We start from the raw sequence: 21184 nt of genomic DNA, 5'->3' as shown, positions 1-21184 counted from the left end.
CATGACCCTGACCGCCGAAACCGTGCTTACCAATGCCCGCATCGTCCTGGCCGACGACGTCATCACCGGCTCCATCGTGCTGCGGAACGGAAAAATCGTCGAAATCGGCGACACCTCCGCCACCGGCGAGGATATGGACGGCGATTACATCATTCCGGGCCTCGTCGAACTGCACACCGATCATCTGGAAAACCACTATGCGCCGCGCCCCCGCGTGCGCTGGAACCCGATCGCTTCGGTGCAGGCGCATGACGCCCAGGTCGCGGCCTCCGGTATCACCACGGTGTTCGACGCCCTGCGCGTCGGCACCGACGAGCAGGCCGATATGGGCAGCGCCGAAATGAAGGTGCTGGCCGAGGCAATCACCGCCGGCAAGGCCGCCAATCGCCTCCGCGCCGATCATTTCATCCATCTGCGCTGCGAAGTCTCGGCGCCCGATTGCCTAGAAAACTTCGTCGCCTTGCAGCATGACCCGCTGGTGCGCCTGGCCTCGCTGATGGACCACGCCCCCAACCAGCGCCAGTTCGCCAGCTTCGACGCTTACAAGATTTACTACCAGGGCAAGCTCAAGATGAGCGACGCCGCTTTGGCTGAATTCTCCGCCCGCCGCACCCACGATTCCGAGACCTATGCGGCCCCTCACCGTGCCGCCATCGCGGCCTTCTGCCGCGACCATGGCATCGTGCTGGCCAGCCACGACGACGCCACGCTGGGCCATGTCGATGAAGCCATCGCCCAGGGTATCGACGTCGCCGAATTCCCCACCACGATCGAAGCCGCCCGTGCCTCCCACGAAGCTGGCCTCGCCGTGCTGATGGGCGCGCCCAATGTGGTGCGCGGCTCCTCCCATTCGGGCAATGTTTCGGCCCGCACCCTGGCCGAAGCCGGCATCCTCGATATCCTTTCCTCCGACTACATCCCCTTCAGCCTGATCCAGGCCGCCTTCACCCTGGGCGACTCGGTGGACTCCATCTCGCTGCCCCACGCCGTCCGCCTCGTCACCAAGCACCCGGCGACCGCTGGCGGCCTCGATGATCGCGGCGAAATCGCCACCGGCAAGCGCGCCGATCTGGTGCGCGTCCGGCTCAGCGACGGCATCCCGATCGTGCGCACCGTCTGGCGCGAAGGCCAGCGCGTCATATGAGTGGGGTTTTCGTCGCCATTGTCGGCCCTAGCGGCTCCGGCAAGGACACGCTGATCAATTTCGCTCGCGAACGTCTCGCCGACCGGCCCGAATTTGTCTTCGTCCGCCGCGTCGTCACTCGCCCCGCTGATCGCAAAAGCGAGGACCATGACAGCCTGGGCGAAGCCGAATTCGCCGCGCTGGAACGCTCCGGCGGCTTTGCGCTGGCCTGGCCCGCCCACGGCCTGCGCTATGGCCTGCCCGCGTCCATCGATGCCGATATCGATGCGGGCAGGGTGGTCATCGCCAATGTCTCGCGCCAGATCGTCAGCGAAATCGAACGCCGTTACGCCCGCTCCACCGTGGTTGCGCTCTCCGCCAGCCCCGACATCATCGCCCAACGCCTCGCCAACCGCGGCCGCGAAGATGCACAAGCCATCACTGCCCGCCTCGCCCGCATGGTCGATGCAGATGCGTTGGGGCCAACCACAGTGCGACTGGATAATTCCGGTCCGCTGGTGTTGGCTGGGGAGCGGCTGGTGGATATTTTGCTCGAAGCCTCCCAACGCCAGGTCTGGCCGGCACGGGCTTAGGCGGTCGCGACGCCCCCTCATCCGCCCTTCGGGCACCTTCTCCCACGAGGGGAGAAGGGATGGAGCCGATAGCTCTCAGTCGTCACCCCTCTCCCCTTGTGGGAGAGGGGCAGCCTGCGACGCGTCCAGCGGAGCGGGCAGGGTGAGGGGGTTTCTGCCCACCTAAACCACCAATTCCATCAAATCCGCCGGAAACCGGCTCAGCCCATACAATATCGGCCGCCCGTCCACGTCGGCGTCCACCCCTTCGGACACCAATAAAATCGCCCCGGGCGCCAGCTTCAGCAATGCCGTCTCTTCCGCATCCGCATGCCGCGCCGAAATCCGCGTACTCGCCCGCACATAGTCGGACACACCCAGCCCCGCGAACACCGCCGTGGTCGATTGCTCCTCCGCAAACCGCGCGGCAAATTCGGGAAAATCGCGATACCCGACCCAGCTCGTCGCCCGCGACACCGGCCGCCCATCCGCCAGCGACACCGTATCGAGCCGCGTCACCTTGGCGCCGCTGACCAGCCCAAGCGCCGCCGCCACGCTGGCGCTGGCATTCTCCAGCCGCGTGCCCAGCACCTGTCGGCGCAATTCGCTCGCCTGTCCCGCCAGCCCCTCGGAAAACCGCGTCCGCTTGCCGATCCGGTAGCTCAGCCGCTTGGCGGAATCCACAAAGCTGCCGCGCCCCTGCTCGGTGCGGATCACCCCTTCCGCCGCCAGCGCCTGCAAGGCCCGCCGCACCGTATGCCGGTTGGCGCCGAACCGTTCCGCCAGCTCCACCTCCCCGGCCAGCTTGTCGCCCCGCGCCAGCTTGCCACCCACGATATCGAGCCGGACCGCGTCGGCGATCCGTCGCCAGATCGCCACCCCGCTCAAATGCGAATCTGAAACCGCCGTCACCTTTGTCATTGCAAATTCACACGAGAGGCCTAAGACCGAAATTACGTTCTAAGTTGTCTAGTTCATTAGACAAGTTGAGGCAAGCAAAATGACCGCACTACCCGTTCCCGATACCGACCCGCGCCGCCTGGCGCTCAACGCCCTGGCCGCCGCTGATGCCAATGCGCTCACCGCCGCCTGGTCCAACTGGTCCGACAAGCCCGACTTCAAACCTGTCCGTGGTCCCGAAACCGGCCTCGTCATGGTGCGTGGCAGGGCAGGGGGCGGCGGCGCGCCCTTCAATCTCGGCGAAGCCAGCGTCAGCCGCGCCACCGTGCGGCTTGAAAGCGGCGAAATCGGTCACGGCTATTGCCTCGGCCGCGATCTCGACAAGGCCCGCCTGATCGCCGTCTTCGACGCCTTGTTCCAGCGCGATCCCGCAACGGTCGAGACTTGGATCCTGGCCCCGCTGCGCGCCGGCGCAACTGCTGCCGACACCAAGCGCAAACAGGAAACCGCCGCCACCAAGGTCAACTTCTTCACCATGGTCCGGGGAGACAATTGATGGACACCAACACTCTCGACGGCGGTTTCGCCGATCCCGTCATGCAGTCCCAAACCGCCTTCCGCGCCGTCATGGATGGCCTTGCCAACCCCGGCACCGTGCAGGATTTGGCCCTGGGCCTCGTCCCGCCATCGTCGCTGTCACCCGAGCTCGCCGCCATCGCGCTGACCCTTTGCGATCACGACACCACCCTATGGCTCGACCGTGATCTGGCCACCGACGCCGTCCTCGGCTGGCTGCGCTTCCACACCAGCGCCCCCATCACCTCCGAGCGCGCCCAGGCCCAGTTCGCCCTCACCCGCGATCCGACCATGACCTTGGCCGACTTCGACCAGGGCACCGATCTCTATCCCGATCGCTCCACCACCGTGGCTCTGGCCATCCAGTCGGTTTCCGGTGGTCAGGCACTGAGCCTGACCGGCCCTGGCATCGACGGCTCCATCACCATCGCGCCCCACGGCCTGCCCGCCGATTTCCTCACCCAATGGGCCGAAAACGGCGCTCAATTCCCGCGCGGCGTCGACCTGTTGCTCGTTGCCGATGGTCAGCTGATCGGCCTGCCCCGCACCACCCGTATCAAGAAGGCCTGACCCATGTACGTTGCCGTCAAAGGCGGGGAAGCCGCCATCGCCAATGCCCACGCTCTGCTCGCCGATCGCCGCCGTGGCGACCGCGCGGTGCCGGCCCTGCGCACCGAACAGATCATCGAGCAGCTCGGCCTCGCCGTGGATCGCTGCATGGCCGAAGGCTCGCTCTATGATCGCGAATTGGCCGCCCTCGCCATCCTGCAATCGCGCGGCGACCTGATCGAGGCCATTTTCCTGGTCCGCGCCTATCGCACCACGCTGCCACGCTTCGGCTATTCGCGCCCCATCGATACCGCTGATATGCTGATCGAACGCCGCGTCTCCGCCACCTTCAAGGATCTGCCCGGCGGTCAGCTCCTCGGCCCCACCTTCGATTATACCCATCGCCTGCTCGACCCGGCGATTGCCGAGGGCAATGATATTGCCGAGCCCGTCACCGCCGAAGCCGATCCGGCTCGGGCGCCCCGCGTTACCGACATGCTCGGCCACCAGGGTCTGATGGAGCCCGATCTGGGCTTCGATCCGGTGGAACAGGATGAGGTCGGCGACCTCACCCGCGAGCCGCTGCAATATCCGCTCGACCGCGACCTGCGCCTGCAGGCGCTTGCCCGTGGCGACGAAGGCTTCCTGCTGGCTCTGGGCTATTCCACCCAGCGCGGCTATGCCCGCAACCATCCCTTGGTCGGCGAAATCCGCATCGGCGAAGTTGAGGTCGAACTCGATATTCCCGAACTGGGCTTCCCCGTTAGTCTCGGCCGCGTCCGCGTCACCGAGTGCCAGATGGTCAACCAGTTCAAGGGTTCGGCCAAGGTGCCGCCGCAGTTTACCCGCGGCTATGGCCTGGTGTTCGGTCAGTCCGAACGCAAGGCGATGTCGATGTCGCTGTGCGACCGGGCCCTGCGGGCCCGCGAGTTCGGCGAGGACATTTCCGCCCCCGCCCAGGATGAGGAATTCGTCATCTCCCACCTCGACAACGTGCAGTCCACCGGCTTCGTCGAACACCTGAAGCTGCCGCACTACGTCGACTTCCAGGCCGAACTCGACCTGATCCGCACCATGCGCGCCAAGTTCGAAGCCACCCAGGAGGCGGCTGAATGACGCTCCTAATTACCGCTTTCGTGCTGGACCCCCACCTAGCCTCCCCCTGGAAGGGGGAGGAACCTTTCCGCGACAGTTTCACCATTCAGCCCCATCCACCGCGTCATTCCTCCCCCTCCCAGGGGGAGGCTAGGTGGGGGTTTCTCTCCACAATCATGGAGCCAGCATTATGAGCGCCACCCCCAGCTATAACTTCGCCTATCTCGACGAACAGACCAAGCGGATGATCCGCCGCGCCATCCTCAAAGCCATCGCCATCCCCGGCTATCAGGTGCCGTTCGCCAGCCGCGAAATGCCCATGCCCTATGGCTGGGGCACCGGCGGCGTGCAGGTGACGGCCGCTATCGTTGGCCCCGATGACGTGCTCAAGGTCATCGACCAGGGCGCCGACGACACCACAAATGCGGTCTCCATCCGCGCCTTCTTCGCCAAGGTCGCCAACGTCAAGACGACGACCCATACCGCCGACGCCACCATCATCCAGACCCGTCACCGCATTCCCGAAAAGGCGCTCTCGGCCGGCCAGACGCTGGTCTATCAGGTGCCGATCCCCGAGCCGCTGCGCATGCTCGAGCCGCGTGAAACCGAGACGCGCACCATGCACGCGCTCAAGGAATACGGCCTGATGCATGTCAAGCTCTATGAGGATATCGCCACCCACGGCCGCATCGCCACCACCTATGGCTATCCGGTGATGGTGGAAGACCGCTACGTCATGTCCCCCTCGCCGACGCCGAAATTCGACAATCCCAAGATGCACATGTCCGCCGCGCTCCAGCTCTTCGGCGCCGGCCGCGAAATGCGCATCTATGCCGTGCCCCCCTTCACCAAGGTGGTCAGCCTCGATTTCGAAGATCACCCTTTCACCATCCAGCATTTTACCGAGCCCTGCGCCCTTTGCGCTGCCACCGGCGTCTATCTCGATGAGGTCATCCTCGATGACCACGGCGGCCACATGTTCGTCTGCTCCGATACCGACAATTGCGAAGACCGCCGCGCCCATGGCCACCGTGGTGCCCTGAGCGGCGAGGCCCTGGAGGCCGCAGAATGACCGACACTCCGCTGCTGCGCGTTTCCAATCTCTCCAAATACTACGGCGCCCGCCTGGGCTGCACCGATGTCAATTTCGAGCTCTACCCCGGCGAAGTCCTCGCCGTGGTGGGCGAAAGCGGCTCCGGCAAGACCACCTTGCTCAATTGCCTCTCCACCAATCTCGCCCCCACCTCCGGCCGCGCCGAATACCGCATGCGCGACGACGTCTGGCGCAATATCTATGACCTCAGCGAAGCCGAACGCCGCTTCCTGATGCGCACCGATTGGGGTTTTGTGCACCAGAACCCCGCCGACGGCCTGCGCATGACTGTCTCGGCCGGCGCCAATGTGGGCGAACGCCTGATGGCCATTGGCGACCGCCACTACGGCAATATCCGCGCCTCGGCCGTCGATTGGCTTGGCCGCGTCGAGATCAACGAGGACCGCGTCGACGACCAGCCGCGCTCTTTCTCCGGGGGCATGCGCCAGCGCCTGCAAATCGCCCGCAATCTCGTCACCTCCCCGCGTCTCGTCTTCATGGATGAGCCGACCGGCGGCCTCGACGTTTCGGTGCAGGCCCGTCTGCTCGATCTGCTGCGGGGTCTCGTGGGTGAACTCGGCCTCGCCGCCGTCATCGTCACCCACGATCTGGCGGTCGCGCGCCTGCTTTCCCACCGCATGATGGTGATGAAGGATGGCCGCGTCATCGAATCGGGCCTCACCGATCGGGTGCTCGACGATCCGCGCGAGCCCTATACGCAGCTTCTCGTTTCCTCGATCCTGCAGGTGTGATGTGACCCCTCTCCGCGTCCAGTCTCTGGCAAAAACCTTCACCATGCACCTGCGCGATGGCGTCGTCCTCCCCGTGGTCGATAACGTCGATTTCGAGGTCAATGAAGGCGAATGCGTCGTCCTCGGCGGTCCCTCCGGCGCCGGCAAAAGCTCTATCCTCAAGATGGTCTATGGCAATTACGGCGTCGATGCCGGCCATATCTGGCTGACCCATGACGGGGTCGACATCGACCTCGCCACCGCCGATCCGCGCCTCGTGCTTACCCTACGCCGCGACACCATCGCCTATGTCAGCCAGTTCCTGCGCACCGTGCCTCGCGTTTCGGCGCTCGACGTGGTCGCTGAACCACTGGTCATCCGCGGTGCCGACAAGGCAGAAGCGCAGGATCGCGCCAGGACGCTCCTCGCCCAGCTCAACCTGCCCGAACGCCTGTGGTCCCTGCCGCCCGCCACCTTCTCGGGCGGCGAACAACAGCGCGTCAACATCGCCCGCGGCTTCATCACCGATCACAAGGTGCTGCTGCTTGATGAACCCACCGCCTCGCTCGACGCCACCAACCGCGCCGTCGTCGTCGCCATGATCGCCGAGAAAAAGGCCGCCGGCACCGCCCTGCTGGGCATCTTCCACGATGAGGATGTCCGCAGCCAGGTCGCCGATCGCATCGTCGACGTCACCGCTTTCGCCCCCAGGATCGCCGCATGACCAAGCTCTCCGAAACCCCGACCATCCACCCCACGGCCAAAGTCACCAACTCCACCCTGGGCCGCTACACCGAAATCGGCGCCGGCACCCATGTCGCCCATTCCAGCATGGGCGATTATTCCTACGCCGTGGGCGGCACCCAGATCGCCTATTCCACCATTGGAAAATTCGCCAATATCGCCGCCAATGTGCGCATCTACGCCTCCATGCACCCCATGGAACGCGCCTCCCTGCACCACTTCACCTACCGCTCCGCCTCCTATTTCGAGGGCGAGGAAGATGATCCGTCCTTCTTCGAATGGCGCGCCAGTACGCCGATCGCCATCGGCCACGATACCTGGATCGGCCATGGCGCGGTGATCATGCCCGGCATCACCATCGGCAACGGCGCCATCATCGGCTCCAACGCCGTCGTCACCAAGGACGTCGCCGCCTTCGCCATCGCCGTCGGCGTCCCGGCAAAAACCATCAAGCAGCGCTTCACCGATCCCATCGCCGCCCGGCTCGATGCCCTGGCCTGGTGGGACTGGGATCACGAGCATTTGCGTTTGGGCCTCAAGGATTTCCGCACGCTGTCGACCGAGGCGTTCCTGGACAAGTACGAAGCCTAGTGCCACGCCCTCGTGGTTCGAGGGTCGAAAGAACTCCCGCCTCACCATGAGGGCTACTGAACTGCCGCAGTTCAGTAGCCGTATCCTCAAGCGCTATCCTCCAGTAGCCCTCATGGTGAGGTGCGAGCTCTTCGCGAGCCTCGAACCACGAGGGCGTGCCCCGACCCCCCCATATCGTCATCATTCCGTCACGCAACCGACATCGCAGGTTTATCATCGCGCCCTAGTCATCCCCTCGGTTCAACGCCGGAGGGCAGCGATGCTCAAGATTTCCAAGGTTACGCGACGCTTCGGCAACAAGACTGCCGTCGACACTGTCGATCTGGAAATCCCCAATGGGCAAATGGTCGGTATCATCGGTCGCTCCGGCGCCGGCAAGTCCACCCTGCTGCGCATGATCAATCGCCTGGCCGATGTCTCCGACGGCCATATCGAATTCGACGGCGCCAAGGTTTCGACCCACAAGGGTCAGGCGCTCCGCGACTGGCAGCGCGATTGCGCCATGATCTTCCAGCAGTTCAACCTGGTCCCTCGTCTCGACGTTTTGACCAACGTACTGCTCGGCCGCCTCAACGGCCGCTCCACCATCACCAGCCTCCTCAACATCTTCACCCATGCCGAGCGCTTCGATGCGCTGCAGGCGCTTGATCGGCTCGATATCGCCCAGACTGCGCTCCAGCGCGCCGGCACCCTGTCGGGTGGCCAGCAGCAGCGCGTCGCCATCGCCCGCGCCCTGATGCAGAGCCCCAAGATGATCCTGGCCGACGAGCCGATCGCTTCGCTCGATCCGCGCAATGCCCAGATCGTCATGGATAGCCTCCGCGACATCAACCGCGACCACGGCATCACCGTCATCACCAACCTGCACACGCTGGATACCGCCCGCGTCTACTGCCAGCGCATCATCGGCATGGCGGCCGGCAAAGTGGTGTTCGACGGTTCGCCCGCGCAGTTGACCGAAGCCGCCGCCCGCGAAATCTACGGCGCCGATGGCCTCAAGGAAGCATTTTCGGAGGCCATCACCTCCACATCCATTGCCGGCAAGAGCGGTCGCATCGAAGCCCTCGATCAACGGGCCGAAGCCTTCGCCAACTGACGCCGAGCACACCTCATCCAACCCCGCGGCAAAAGCGGGGCGGATCCTAAACCCAGGAGAGAACCATGCTGAAAACTATGCTTATGAGCGCCGTTGCGCTCGTCGCCCTCGGTGCCGGCTCGACCGCCACCTTCGCCCAGGACGTCAAGGAACTGCGTATCGGCATCCTCGGCGGCGAAAACGAAGCCGACCGCCTGCGCAACTACGCGTGCCTCGCCGATCACCTCAAGACCGACCTCGGCTTCGAGAAGGTCTCGCTGTTCCCCGCCGCTGACTATGACGGCGTGATCCAGGGCCTCCTCGGCGGCACCCTCGACGTTGCCGGCCTCGGCGCTTCGGGCTATGCGGCCATCGCCATCGAAAACCCCGATGCCGTGACCCCGATCCTGACCACCCAGCAGGCTGACGGCTCGACCGGTTACTACTCGATCGGCCTCGCCCTCAAGTCCTCGGGCATCACCGACATCATGTCCGCCAAGGGCAAGAAGCTCGGCTACGCTGACCCCGATTCGACCTCGGGCTACCTCGTCCCGCTGACCCAGATCCCCGTCACCACCGGCGTTCCGAACGACCAGTTCTTCGCTTCTGCCGATTTCAACGGCGGTCACGAAAACAACGTCCTGGCTCTGCTCGATGGCAAGTCGGACGTCTCGGTTGACGACTCCTCGGGTATCGGTGAGTTCGCTGACGGCTACACCTCGGGCACCTTCCGCAAGCTCGTTGACAAGGGCGCCGTTGATCCCGCAGATTTCGTCGAAGTCTGGCGTTCGCCCCTGATCCCGAATGGCCCGCTGGTTGTTCGCAACGATCTCGGCGCTGATCTGACCAAGAAGATCACCGACTTCTACCTGAACCTGCCCACCGAAGACGCAGCTTGCTTCTCGGCCATCGAAGGCGGCGACTTCAAGGGCTACGTCCCCGTGAAGGCTGAATTCTACCAGCCGATCATCGACATCCGCAAAGCCACCATCGGCGGCTAATTCACGCCTCTGAAGGGCACTTGCCATCCGGCAGGTGCCCTTCGTCTATCGGGACCTTGCTTCCATGACCGTGCTCGCTCAGCCCGCCTCCGACACCGTTCGTACCGTCGATCTGGCCTGGCGCCATCTGGCGCGGCAGCGGCGGCTCTATTCCATTCTCGGCTTTGGTGGCCTGGCGCTGGCGCTGGTCGGCTCCCTGATCTTTGCCGATGAGAGCAATGCCGGCCATTTCGTGGACCGGCTGCCCCATCTGTTCGATTTTCTCTCCTGGCTGATCCCGCACGACTGGATGGATGTTCCGCGCGCGCTGTTCGATCTGCCCACCCCCGCCGATAACGGCACGCTGGAATACAATTTCCCCGATGGCCGGGTCGAGCTCGGCGCCGGCTTCTACCTGCCCGAATATTTCTACCTGATGTTGATCACCATCAACGTCGCCATGGTGTCGACCATTATCGGTTTCACCGGCGGCCTGCTGCTGTGCTTCCTCGCCGCGCGCAATATGATGCCGTCCTTCCTGGTGCGCTCGGTCGTTCGGCGCGTCATGGAAGTGCTGCGCGCCTTCCCCGAAATCGTCATCGCCGGCCTGTTTGCCGCCGTACTCTCCATTGGCCCCGTCGCCGCCATCATCGCGGTCGGCCTGCACACCATCGGCGCGCTGGGTAAGCTCTATTTCGAGGTCATCGAAAACATCGACATGAAGCCCGACGAGGGTTTGAAAGCAGTGGGTGCAAATTGGATCGAGCGCGTCCGCTTCGGCGCCCTGCCGCAGGTCATGCCCAATTTCGTCTCCTATGCGATGCTGCGGCTGGAGATCAATGTGCGCGCCTCCACCATTATCGGCGCGGTTGGCGGCGGCGGTATCGGCGAGGAGCTCAAGCTCTCCATTTCGCGCGGTTTCGGTCCCAAGACCATCGCACTGATTGCCCTGCTGCTCACCACCATCATCATCGTTGATCAGATTTCCGCGTATGTGCGCCGCAAGCTGGTTGGCGATGCCGCCTTCCTGATCCACGGCTGAGGTGATCCCATGACCGATATGACCCTCACCCTCGAGCAGCGCTATCCGGCGGTTTTTAAGCAGTCGGTGCTCAAGCGCTTCGCGCCGCTGATCGCCCTGGTCGCGGTCGTGCTTTACCTGTTCTACGCGGTCTGGTTCTTCGCCCTGCCGTCGGTCATCTCAGGCGGCAAATGGGATCGCCTCGGCGATTACATGCAGCAGTGGATCGCCTATGACATCAATGCCGAATACCGGCTTGATGGACCCACCATCGTCGGCAAATACCCGCGCTTTTCCGTGCTTGGCGCCGACCCGCACCCCGATTGGCTGGTTCCCCGTGAAGGCGGTTACACCATCGAATTGGGCGGTGCTGGCCAATCTGTCACCTTCACCAAGACCGCCGCCACGCTGACCAATGCCGGCCAGAGCGTCGATCTAGACCTGACCGGCGCCGAAGTGCGCGTCCTGACGCAGGATCTACCGTCCTGGTTCGTGGTCAAGAGCGGCGAGGCCATCGCCGATATGGGCTTTGTGGGCGACGTGCGCGTCAGCCCCGATCGCGTCAAGTTCCGCAAGCGCGCCTTCGGCTGGCCCAATTTCCTGTTCGATATCAATTCGCCCTTCTTCGGCAAATCTGCGGGTGAGGTCACCTCGCTGCTGGTTTCCGGCCCCGATTTGGTCCCCGGCACCTCCAATGTCGCGCTGGCCGCGAACAATATCTGGTTCAACGCCCAGTGGCAGCACGGCGACGTCTGGACCAAGCTGCTGCAGACCATCGTCATGGCCTTTGCGGGCACACTGATCGGCGCCATCGTGTCTTTCCCGCTGGCCTTCTTCGCCGCCCGCAACATCATGCCCAACAAGCCCGTCAACCAGATCATCAAGCGCCTGTTCGACTTCTTCCGTTCGGTCGATATGCTGATCTGGGCGCTGTTCTTCACCCGCGCTTTCGGCCCCGGCCCGCTCGCCGGCATCGGCGCCATCGCGCTGACCGAAACCGGCACCCTGGGCAAGCTCTATTCCGAGGGCCTGGAAAATATCGACGACAAGCAGCGCGAGGGCATTGCCTCCACCGGCGCCGGCGTCATCACCACCCAGCGCTATGGCGTCCTGCCGCAGGTCTTGCCGGTGATGATCTCGCAAACCCTCTACCAGTGGGAGTCCAATACCCGCTCGGCCAGCATCATTGGTGCAGTTGGCGCCGGCGGCATTGGTCTCAAGCTGTGGGAATCCATGCGCACCAATTCCAACTGGTCCAATGTGTTCTACATGGTCCTGCTGATCCTGGCCGTCGTGTTCATTTTCGATAATATTTCCAATGCCTTGCGTACCCGCCTGATCGGCAAGGTGCAGCACTGACAACCGCTGCATTGCCAAGATGCATCAGTCCTGAATCAGAGATTGTTCTAGTTTGTGACAGTCATCTGTGCATTTTGTCGCAAAACGTACGGAGCGAACGATGCACAATCTTGAAAATTCCGACACTCTCGAAACCACTCTGCTCAAGCTGGCGACCCCCAACATGTCCCCCAAGGAAATGCTGCGCCAGGCCAAGAAACTGCACCCCAAGGCCTCCAAGAAGGAAATCATCCGGGCCGCCTTCTCGTCCCTGATCACCGCCGCCGACAAGGATATCGAAGCCAGCGTGGCCCTGCACAATTTCGCCATCACCGAACGCGGCAACGTGACGGACGTGGATCGGTAGAACAGGTCCAGCGCCGCTACGCCTACGCCGCCCCAACACCACGGCGTCATTGCCGCGCAAGCGGGAACCCACTCTCCTTACGCCCGCCTCTGAACGAATGGATTCCCGCATACGCGGGAATGACGGCGGCGGTATTGGGCGTCGGCTATGGCCCTCTTACCGCGCAAACGCCTCAAACGGATTATCCCGTGTCAGCCCCACGATCGTCTCCTCGCTGACTCCAGCCGCTCGCAGCATCGGCAACATCACGTCCACCAGATGTGTGTACGCCCGCGGCGTCCCTCCGCCCGGCAAAGCAGGGTCAAACCATCCCAGGTCGTGGCTCAGCAGCAATTGCGGCCCCAGTCCGGCCTCCAGCGCGCGCAGGATCAACGCGCAGACTTCATCATCCGGCTCACGCCCGATATGGTCGTACTCGATCCACGCCCCCCGCGCCGCCACCGCCTTATGCAGTTCGAAATCCGGCTCCGCCTGCGTGTGGATCGAAATGAACCGCTCGGCCCGATAACCCTCATCCTCGATGATATCGAGCTGGTCCATCACCACCCGGCCGCGGATGGTATGGGAGCCGATCACCGCTCCCGTCTGCATCCCCGCCCGCGCCGCCGCGCGCAAAATCCGCTCCTCCAGCGGCGTGATCCCGTCATCGCCGGCGCTGATCTTGATCCAGGCCGCCATGACGCCGCTGTCCTCGATCTGCCCGGTCAGCTCGCCCACCATCCAGCCTTCCAGCTCCCCATCGCTGGCCGCCCGGACCCAGTCCGGAATCCACGGCTCGCGATAATTGCCGGTCGGCACCACGATCGGCAGTCCCGTCGCCACCGACACCGCCTTGTCGAGATCCGCCCGCCGCCCCACGCCGCCGGTGGTGCATTCCACCAGTGCCGTAATCCCTTGCGTTTGAATCGCGGAAATCTGCGGCGCCATCAGCGCCACCACCTCGTCGGCGTTTCCCTCTGCATAGCCAGGCTGGTCGGGCGTCCGCAAATCCACGAACACATGTTCATGCGGCAGGATCATGCCGAGCTGATCCTTGCGGTAGGGTCCCAATGTGGTGATCAGATGCTTCATGCGCGCTTCCCCCGGCTTTGCCGCAGGCTCGCTCAAGCCCGCCCGCTTGGCAACCCACCCCGTCGTCGCCATGCAACTGGACACAAGCCGACGCCCTTAACCAAGAAGATTGCTCAATATAGAAATATCAGACCAATTGTCCAAATTGTACAATTGGTTTCGGCGATCTCACCCGAATGTACATATTTTACTGTCTATTGAGCCGAATGGCGCATACCCTTAACCCCATCGTCTGCACGTCTTTTCGGGCGCGGACGGCTGGGAGATAATTGCTCTTGCCCAAGGGAAGAGCTGTGTCCCCATCACTTGGCGACCGATCGCGAAACTTGCTCCTGAACGGTATGGACCCTGAAGACTTCGCGCTGATCGGCTCCCTGCTGGAGCCGGTGCAACTCGAAGCCAAAACCGTTCTCGAACGCCCCGGCGAGCCCATCAGTTTCGTTTATTTCCCCGACGAAGGCATGCTCTCGGTCATCTCCCGCTTCGAGACCAGCCGCGATGTCGAGGTGGGTGTTGTCGGCCGCGAAGGCATGTCGGGCACGCCCCTGCTGCTCAATGACGGCCGCTCCACCTATGCCACCAATGTGCAGGTGTCCGGCTATGCCCAGCGCTTGCCGGCCGATGTGTTGACCGAAGCGCTGCGCACCAGCCGGCGGCTGCACGACCATCTGCTGCGCTTCGTGCGCGCCGCCGAAATCCAGACCGCCTCCACGGCCTCGGCCAATGGCCGCGCCAAGCTCGAAGAGCGCCTGGCACGCTGGCTGCTGATGACCCATGACCGCCTCAGCAGCGACCGGCTTGACGTGACCCATGAATTGCTGGCCACCATGCTGGCCTGCCGCCGCCCCGGCGTCACCGTGACGCTGCACCTGATCGAGGGCAAGGGGCTGATCCGCTCCAATCGCGGCCACATCATCATTCTCGACCGCGAGGGGCTGGAGCAGGCGGCAAACGGCTCCTACGGCCTGGCCGAGAGCGAATATACCCGCCTGCTCGGCCAGGATTTCCGCGCCCGCAACAGCCGCCGGACGGCACCGGTAGCCGCCTCCGCGGATAGCGCAGAGCAAGGCTGAGGCTCGCCTCGCTTCGCTGCTAGGTCGTGACCCGCATCAGCGGGAACAGCAATACGAATCGGGTGCCTTCCCTCGCATCAAAGCTGTGTTCGCCTTCCATTTGCGCCGCCAGTCCGCGAATCAGCTTGGTTCCCATGCCCTTGGAATGGCTAGCGGGATCGAATCCCACGCCATTGTCGCTGATTGTCAGGCGTGCGCGGGCATCGTCCAGCGCCACCAGATCGATGCTGATGCGGCCGGCCCGCCCATCGGTAAAGCCGTGCTTGACCGCATTGGCCACCACCTCGTTGATCAACAGGCCCAGCGGCAGCGCATGTTCGCGGTCCACTTCGGCCGGCGCCACTGCGCAGTCGATGACAATGCCGTCGCCGTAGCTGTCGCGCAATTCCTGCACCAGCTTGGGGATATAGTCGGCCACATCGACCCGGTCGAACTGGTCGGAGCGGTAAATATGCTCGTGCACCGCCACCATCGCGGCGATACGGCGCTCCATTTCCTGCTTGGCTTCAAGTGGCAGCTTCTGCAACTGCACCAGCGCTGAAACCTGCTGCAGGTTGTTCTTCACCCGGTGGTGGAATTCACGGAACAGCGTCTGGTTGCCCTCCAGCGCCTGGCTCAGCTCCTGCCGCGAGCGCTCGTCGCGCCGCAGCAGCCGGGTGATCCACACCGCCATCGCCAATAGCCCGATCAGCCCCGGCACCGCCACGATCAGCACATTGCGCACGATTTCCCAATAGTCCGCAAAGGCTTCCGACTGGGCGATCGCCGCCACGGCCACCAGCGGCAGGCCTTCGACGCGCCGATAGCCCACGATCCGCTCGACCCCGTCGGTGGGCGACCGCGCGAAATACGTGCCATTCGAGCCTTTGGGCAGATAGTCGGTGAACAACACATATTTGCTCAGGTCCTGCACCTGCTCGGGCACCGGGTCCCGCGTCACCATCAGCCCGTCGTCGCGGAACAAGCCGACCGTCGAGAGCGGCCCTAGTTCCAGCGAACTGCGAAACTGCGACAGCGCCGCGGCGGGCAGCACGATGATGGCACAGCCCACGAACACGCCATTGCGCTCAAGCCGCTTGGCCACCACGAACACGTCCTCGCCGGTCGAGCGCGACACGATCAGTTGCGATATGTCGAACGGCTTGCCAGCCTTGACGGCGAGAAAATAGTCCCGGTCCGCCGCATTGACCGCCTGTGTGGTCATGGCATTGGTCAGCCGCGGCACCCCATTGGCGTCGAACACCCAGGCCTGCACATTGCCCGGCAGGCTCTGCACTGCTTCGTTGAGATCGCCGATGGCGTCGGCGGGCGGGTCCTGCAGCCGATTGCCCGCGGCGTCGTCGATTCGCCGCAGGGCCTGGAAGCTCGCCTCCATCAGCCATTGCGTATGGGCGGCCACCACATAGGCCGATGATGCTGCCCTCGCCTCCGCGCGGTCGATCGTGTCGCGATAGGCGGAATAGAGCATGAAGGCGGTCAGCGCCGAAAACAGCACGAAGAACAACGCCGCCAGCGCGATGGTCGCGACCGGCGCACTGATCTTTCCCACACTGGTTCGAGACGCCATCGGCCGCACGCCTGTCCCCTCCGGGCGAAACAGCACAAGACTAATTCACAATTCGAAATTAGTTCAACTGCTGTGCCCAACAAGGTCTTACGCCACAAATGCAGCGTTGGATCGTCGCCACACCGCCTGGTACCAAAGCGTACAAAGCGGCCGCGGGGTAGCCGCCAGCCTGCGGTGAAGCCGCAGTGTCGATCGACCCTAGTCCGTCGCTTCGGCCTTTCGGGCCGCGTGCTCGACGTACATCTCGCGCAAGTGATGCAGTTCTTTTTCGGTCAACTGCTCAGCGCCGATAAACTGGTTCTCGGCCTGGCTCGCCCGGATCAACTCATCCAGCTTGGCCTGGATCGCCTCGCCATCGCGGTTCTGCGTATTCTGGACCACGAACACCATGAGGAAGGTGATGATCGTCGTCGCCGTATTGACCACCAATTGCCAGGTCTCGGAATACCCGAACACCGGGCCGCTGACGGCCCAGATCACGATCCCCGCGCAAGCCAGCGCAAAGGTCTGCGGCCGTCCCGCCGCATGGGCCACATGATGGGAAAATTTGGTGAACAGGCTGGTATCGGTCATATCGTACTCGCCATGGGACGAAAAAGCCCTGACCCTCGTGAGAGGACCAGGGCAGCTCCAGCTTTTAGCGTCAAAAAACTGTAGCTCCTGCACAACGGCCCAAGCCGGCTTCGGTTCCTCGTACGCTGCCAGACAATGCACTTATCACCTCGCCCCTGCGGGGGAAGGTCGGCGCGCCGCGCCGAGTGAGGGCCTTGCTACGCCACGTAAAAAAAGGCGCGGCAGGTCACCGCGCCCAAATTTGTTGACCTTGCTTGGCCTAACCCGAATCGACGTTCCACACTTGCGGCGACAACCCCTCACCCGTCTCGGCCTTTGGCCGATCCACCCTCTCCCACAAGGGGCGAGGGTTGGCTCCCAGTCAAACCCACCCACTGAGGCCCCCTTCTCCCCTCGTGGGAGAAGGTGCCCGAAGGGCGGATGAGGGGGTGGGAACCATCAAAATAGGCTGAACAGCGTCGGCTTAGTAGTCGAACTGCTTGGCCAGCGTCACCTTGAAGGTGCGGCCGATCGAGCGGTCGCCCGACAGGTTCTCGCGATAGTCCGCATCGAACAGGTTATCGATGCCGCCTGTGAGCTCTAGTCCCTTGAACTGCCCATGCTTGGGCTTCCAGGTAGCAAACAGGTCGACCGTGGCGAAGGCCTCGGCCTCGCCGTCGGCAACGACCTGGCCCTGCTGGATCGCCGGGGCGATATAGCGCCCCACCTGTGCCAGCGTCACCCGCGCGCCGTAATCCAGGTCCCATTCGGACTGATGCGCCCCCAGCGTTGCCACCAGCCGGCTCTGCGGCACGGTGGTCAGCGGCGTATTGGTCACCAGGTTATCGCCCACTGTGATCGAATAGGCCAGGCTGGCGAAGAATACCTCGCTGTCATAGGCGCCCTCCACTTCCAGCCCGTAAATCCGGGCCTTGCCGATATTGCCGTAATAGGAAGGAGGCGGCACCGCGATGCCCGGCGTGGCGTTGGAGGCGATCAGGTCGGTCAGGTCGCTGTAGAACGCCGTGGTCTTGATGCTGGCCGTATCCCCCGGCTGGAAGATGTCGTCATTGCTGAGGGTGAAGCCGCCCTCGATCGTATTGGCCTGCTCCTTGCGCAGGGCCAGGCTGGCCGTCTTGCCCGATCCACCTGCCGGGTTGCGCACGCTTGGCGGCGTCGCCGCAGCGACCGAATAAAGCTCGTCGATCGTCGGCAGACGTTCGGTATGGGCGATTGAGGCGAACACCCCGACATTGTCGTTGATCTCGTAGAGGGCCGCCAGCTTGGGCGACACGGCGGCGCCGTCGATATCCGGCACCCCGGTGGTGGTCGGATTGACCCAGTGGAAGTCGGCGCGGGCGCCGGCGATCAGCGTCAGCTTCTCATCCCAGATATATTCGTTCTGGGCGAAAATCCCCAGTTTGTCCTCGGTGCCCTGCGGATGGGCCGGCAGAGGTGTGCCGCCCGGCCGTGTTGCCGTGCGCTCCAGGGTGCTGCTCTGGAAACCGAAGGTGAAGTAATTCTCGAAATCGTCGCCGATCCACTCGACCGTATTGTCGGCCTTGAGCTGCCAGGTCTTGTAGCCATAGGTGGTGTCGAGCAGGATGCTGTCGGCCGTCACGTTCTGTGGAAAAGCCGGCGACACCGGGCCAACGACCGTGCGTGGCGCACCCAGCGCATAGCGGTGATTGGTCTGCTCATTGGTGGTGTCCGAATAGCTCAGCGACACCTTCAAATCGACCCATGGATTGTCCACCGCCGGATTTTCCCAGGTCAGTACCGCCGTCTGGTCGACCACAGTGCGGTCGGTCACGCCGAACGCCGCCTGCGTCGAGGTCTGCGCATAGGGCTGGTCCTTGGCGTCGCTGTACCAGCGCTGATACGACGCGCGCAGCGTCTGCTCATTGTTATCGCCGAAATGGTAGGTGCCCTTGACCAGGCCCGACAGCGTATCAAAGCCCGAGCCGGCCAGTTCTGTTCCCTTGGCCAGGTCCAGATTTTCCGACCGGCGCCAGTTTGCTGTCGCCAGCACTTCGAAGCTATCGGTGACCTGCTGGGCCACCAGCGCCGAAGTCAGCGTCTGCAAGCCATTGCTGGAGAAGCTGGTCTTGAGCCGCGCCGCGCCGGTGTAGCCTTCCTGAATGAAGTCCGAGGCGTCCTTGGTGGTGAAGTTGATCACCCCTCCCAGCGCACCCGCGCCATACAGCGTCGACGACGCCGGACCGCGCAGCACTTCGACCTGCTTGTAGAGCTCGGGATCGGAGAAGAACGAGCCCATGCGGTACTGCTCGTTAAACTTGGGCGTACCATCGATATTGACGATGACGCGCGAGCCATCCGACGAATTTTCCGTCGTGCCGATGCCGCGAATATTGAACGCCTCGCCGAACTGGCGCTCACTGCCCACCATGGTCACGCCCGGCACGCTTTCAAACAGCTCACCCGTCGTCGATGCCTGCACCTGGTCGATATCGGCCTGGTTGATCACCGTCACGGCCTGGGGCGTGTTGATCGCCACTTTGGGCGCGCCGGCGCCGATCACCAGCCGCTCCAGCAGCGTGATATTGGTCGCATTCACATTCGTCGGCTTCGTTGATTGGCCCGCAGCCCCCTGCAACCCGATCGCGCTCAAAGCCACGCCGCACATCAGCACAGCCGCGCTCGACTTTACCAGCCCCATTCAAAACTCCTGAGTGTTCTTGTGTGTGCTGGCTGGCGGAGGCTGGCTGGCTGTGATGGGCCATGAAACATGACCCAGAAAATCACCTATTGCGCTTGGTAAATAAGCTGATTATGAGAGTCAACTAATAACGACATGACCCGCCAGCCATCCGCCACGCGGTAACGTCCTGAAAAGACGAGACTCTTGTGCCTATGTGGATGGAAGCAACAGCAATGGACGAAAGCGACAAGACCGCACAGGGCGCCCAGATTGCGCCACGTTCGATCGATTCAGCCGCCTTGTTCGCTGGCGGCAATGAATTGATCATCATCCACAATGGCAGCCCGTACCGCCTGCGCATCACGCGCCAGGACAAACTCATTCTGACCAAATAGGGCCCGATCCAGTGACCAATTCTAAGACCAAGACCCCAGCCGAAATCCGTGACCTGCGCGCGCTGCACCCCGAAATGCGCGAGCGCGATTTCGCCCGCATCCATGCCATTTCCGAGGCCGAGCTGGTTGCCGCCTATGTGGGCCTCAACGTCACCCGCATCGAACCCAATATCGACCTGCTGCTCAACGGCCTGACCGCCTGCGGCGAGATCATGGCCCTGACCCGCAACGAAAGCGCCGTGCACGAAAAGATCGGCCCCGTGGAAAAGGTCGTCATCGGCCCGCATGCCTCTATGGTGCTGGGCGAGCAGATCGACCTGCGTATTTTCCCATCCAAGTGGGCCTTCGGCTTCGCTGTCGAAAAAGCCAAAGACGATGGCACCATCCGCCACTCGGTGCAGTTCTTCGACGCCCAGGGCGATGCCGTGTTCAAGGTCCATGCCCGTCCCGCGACGAACCTCGAAGCCTGGGCCATCCTTGTCGCCAACCTGCGTTCGCCCGAGCAGGCGCCCATCGTCACCCAGCCCAAGCCGGTTCCAGTTGCGCTCGGCACCCCTGCGCCGCTGGAAGACCTCCGCGCCGGCTGGTCGGCCCTGACCGACACGCACCAGTTCTTCGGCCTGCTCAAGAAACTGAACTACCCCCGCCTCACCGCGCTCGAAACCGTCGGCGAAGACTACGCCTGGCAGCTCGATCACACCGCCGTCGCCGGCCTGTTCAGCGCTGCCGCGGCCGACCAGACCCTCCCGGTCATGGCCTTCGTCGGCAATCACGGCTGCATCCAGATCCATTCCGGCCCGATCCAGAACATCAAGACCATGGGCCCCTGGCTCAACGTGCTCGACGACACCTTCCACCTGCACCTACGGCTCGATCAGGTCGCCTCGGTCTGGGGCGTGCGCAAGCCCACGTCGGACGGTCACGTCACCTCAGTCGAGGTCTACGACGAAAACCGCGAGCTGATCATCCAGTTCTTCGGCAAGCGCGTCGAAGGCTCCGACGAACGCGGCGCCTGGCGCGATCTGGTGCAAAACCTGCCGCTCTACGCCCAGACCAACGCCGCCTGAGGACCTGTGATGCGTTTTGCCCCGAAAGCGATCGTCGCCGTT

General features: G+C 63.4%; 22 protein-coding genes. 17 read left to right on the top strand and 5 right to left on the bottom strand.

Annotated elements, in window-relative coordinates; translation table 11 throughout:
- Window positions 1-7 precede the first annotated feature (7 nt).
- The gene (locus tag JWR51_RS14625; protein ID WP_299749368.1) at window positions 8-1144 is read left to right on the top strand and encodes an alpha-D-ribose 1-methylphosphonate 5-triphosphate diphosphatase; all 1137 of its coding nucleotides are present in this window, start codon (window positions 8-10) and stop codon (window positions 1142-1144) included.
- Window positions 1141-1716 (top strand): phosphonate metabolism protein/1,5-bisphosphokinase (PRPP-forming) PhnN, encoded by a 576-nt coding sequence (gene phnN / locus JWR51_RS14620; RefSeq protein ID WP_299748789.1) that lies wholly within the window; start codon window positions 1141-1143, stop codon window positions 1714-1716. Before JWR51_RS14625 ends, phnN begins: the two co-directional genes overlap by 4 nt.
- Before the next feature lie 162 nt (window positions 1717-1878).
- Here phnN and phnF read toward each other — a convergent pair whose 3' ends face one another.
- Window positions 1879-2616 carry a phosphonate metabolism transcriptional regulator PhnF gene (gene phnF / locus JWR51_RS14615; protein WP_299748786.1) on the bottom strand — a complete coding sequence of 246 codons (738 nt, stop codon included), beginning with the start codon at window positions 2614-2616 and terminating at the stop codon, window positions 1879-1881.
- 79 nt (window positions 2617-2695) lie between these two features.
- Between phnF and phnG the strand changes: the two genes are divergently transcribed.
- The 12 genes from phnG (at window position 2696) to JWR51_RS14555 (ending at window position 12755) form a co-directional block, all read left to right on the top strand.
- Window positions 2696-3151 carry a phosphonate C-P lyase system protein PhnG gene (phnG, locus tag JWR51_RS14610; protein ID WP_299748783.1) on the top strand — a complete coding sequence of 152 codons (456 nt, stop codon included), beginning with the start codon at window positions 2696-2698 and terminating at the stop codon, window positions 3149-3151.
- The gene (phnH, locus tag JWR51_RS14605) at window positions 3151-3741 is read left to right on the top strand and encodes a phosphonate C-P lyase system protein PhnH (RefSeq protein ID WP_299748780.1); all 591 of its coding nucleotides are present in this window, start codon (window positions 3151-3153) and stop codon (window positions 3739-3741) included. Before phnG ends, phnH begins: the two co-directional genes overlap by 1 nt.
- A gap of 3 nt (window positions 3742-3744) precedes the next feature.
- On the top strand, window positions 3745-4836 hold the full coding sequence (locus JWR51_RS14600) for a carbon-phosphorus lyase complex subunit PhnI (protein WP_299748777.1): 1092 nt from the start codon (window positions 3745-3747) through the stop codon (window positions 4834-4836).
- 169 nt (window positions 4837-5005) lie between these two features.
- The gene (locus JWR51_RS14595) at window positions 5006-5887 is read left to right on the top strand and encodes an alpha-D-ribose 1-methylphosphonate 5-phosphate C-P-lyase PhnJ (protein WP_299748774.1); all 882 of its coding nucleotides are present in this window, start codon (window positions 5006-5008) and stop codon (window positions 5885-5887) included.
- A complete protein-coding gene (gene phnK, locus JWR51_RS14590) occupies window positions 5884-6660 on the top strand; it encodes a phosphonate C-P lyase system protein PhnK (protein WP_299748771.1) in 777 nt (258 codons plus the stop codon). Before JWR51_RS14595 ends, phnK begins: the two co-directional genes overlap by 4 nt.
- 1 nt (window position 6661) lies before the next feature.
- Window positions 6662-7363, top strand: coding sequence for a phosphonate C-P lyase system protein PhnL (gene phnL, locus JWR51_RS14585; RefSeq protein ID WP_299748768.1), 702 nt, complete (start codon window positions 6662-6664; stop codon window positions 7361-7363).
- Window positions 7360-7974: a DapH/DapD/GlmU-related protein gene (locus JWR51_RS14580; protein WP_299748765.1), complete on the top strand. Its 615-nt coding sequence runs from the start codon at window positions 7360-7362 to the stop codon at window positions 7972-7974. The genes phnL and JWR51_RS14580 overlap by 4 nt, the downstream gene beginning before the upstream one ends.
- Window positions 7975-8233: 259 nt before the next feature.
- The gene (gene phnC / locus JWR51_RS14575) at window positions 8234-9070 is read left to right on the top strand and encodes a phosphonate ABC transporter ATP-binding protein (RefSeq protein ID WP_299748762.1); all 837 of its coding nucleotides are present in this window, start codon (window positions 8234-8236) and stop codon (window positions 9068-9070) included.
- 65 nt (window positions 9071-9135) lie between these two features.
- Window positions 9136-10050, top strand: a complete 915-nt coding sequence (gene phnD / locus JWR51_RS14570; protein WP_299748760.1) for a phosphonate ABC transporter substrate-binding protein — start codon at window positions 9136-9138, stop codon at window positions 10048-10050.
- Window positions 10051-10114: 64 nt separating this feature from the next.
- Complete coding sequence (gene phnE, locus JWR51_RS14565) at window positions 10115-11071, top strand: phosphonate ABC transporter, permease protein PhnE (protein ID WP_299748758.1); 957 nt, start codon at window positions 10115-10117, stop codon at window positions 11069-11071.
- Between the two features lie 9 nt (window positions 11072-11080).
- Entirely contained in the window at window positions 11081-12409 is a 1329-nt protein-coding gene (gene phnE, locus JWR51_RS14560; RefSeq protein ID WP_299748755.1) for a phosphonate ABC transporter, permease protein PhnE, read from the top strand.
- Between the two features lie 100 nt (window positions 12410-12509).
- Window positions 12510-12755 (top strand): hypothetical protein, encoded by a 246-nt coding sequence (locus tag JWR51_RS14555; protein WP_299748752.1) that lies wholly within the window; start codon window positions 12510-12512, stop codon window positions 12753-12755.
- A 156-nt stretch (window positions 12756-12911) separates the two neighbouring features.
- Here JWR51_RS14555 and JWR51_RS14550 read toward each other — a convergent pair whose 3' ends face one another.
- Window positions 12912-13826, bottom strand: a complete 915-nt coding sequence (locus JWR51_RS14550; RefSeq protein ID WP_299748749.1) for an esterase — start codon at window positions 13824-13826, stop codon at window positions 12912-12914.
- A 326-nt stretch (window positions 13827-14152) separates the two neighbouring features.
- Here JWR51_RS14550 and JWR51_RS14545 point away from each other — a divergent pair, with 326 nt between their 5' ends.
- The gene (locus tag JWR51_RS14545; RefSeq protein WP_299748746.1) at window positions 14153-14899 is read left to right on the top strand and encodes a Crp/Fnr family transcriptional regulator; all 747 of its coding nucleotides are present in this window, start codon (window positions 14153-14155) and stop codon (window positions 14897-14899) included.
- 19 nt (window positions 14900-14918) lie between these two features.
- Here JWR51_RS14545 and JWR51_RS14540 read toward each other — a convergent pair whose 3' ends face one another.
- From JWR51_RS14540 to JWR51_RS14530, 3 genes are all read right to left on the bottom strand, one after another.
- The gene (locus JWR51_RS14540; RefSeq protein ID WP_299748744.1) at window positions 14919-16448 is read right to left on the bottom strand and encodes a histidine kinase dimerization/phosphoacceptor domain -containing protein; all 1530 of its coding nucleotides are present in this window, start codon (window positions 16446-16448) and stop codon (window positions 14919-14921) included.
- Window positions 16449-16664: 216 nt separating this feature from the next.
- On the bottom strand, window positions 16665-17039 hold the full coding sequence (locus tag JWR51_RS14535) for a low affinity iron permease family protein (RefSeq protein WP_299748741.1): 375 nt from the start codon (window positions 17037-17039) through the stop codon (window positions 16665-16667).
- A gap of 463 nt (window positions 17040-17502) precedes the next feature.
- Window positions 17503-19698, bottom strand: a complete 2196-nt coding sequence (locus JWR51_RS14530; protein ID WP_299748738.1) for a TonB-dependent receptor — start codon at window positions 19696-19698, stop codon at window positions 17503-17505.
- 215 nt (window positions 19699-19913) lie between these two features.
- On the opposite strand from JWR51_RS14530, the gene JWR51_RS14525 reads away from it, so the two are divergent.
- Together JWR51_RS14525 and JWR51_RS14520 are read left to right on the top strand one after the other, a co-directional pair.
- Window positions 19914-20075, top strand: coding sequence for a hemin uptake protein HemP (locus JWR51_RS14525; protein WP_299748737.1), 162 nt, complete (start codon window positions 19914-19916; stop codon window positions 20073-20075).
- A 74-nt stretch (window positions 20076-20149) separates the two neighbouring features.
- Window positions 20150-21142 carry a ChuX/HutX family heme-like substrate-binding protein gene (locus JWR51_RS14520; protein ID WP_299749365.1) on the top strand — a complete coding sequence of 331 codons (993 nt, stop codon included), beginning with the start codon at window positions 20150-20152 and terminating at the stop codon, window positions 21140-21142.
- Window positions 21143-21184: the final 42 nt, after the last annotated feature.

This window comes from Devosia sp. (assembly GCF_028290625.1).
Classification (GTDB): Bacteria; Pseudomonadota; Alphaproteobacteria; order Rhizobiales; family Devosiaceae; genus Devosia.
The sequence above is the reverse complement of the archived record's forward strand: the minus strand, read 5'-3'. Positions and strand labels throughout refer to the sequence as shown.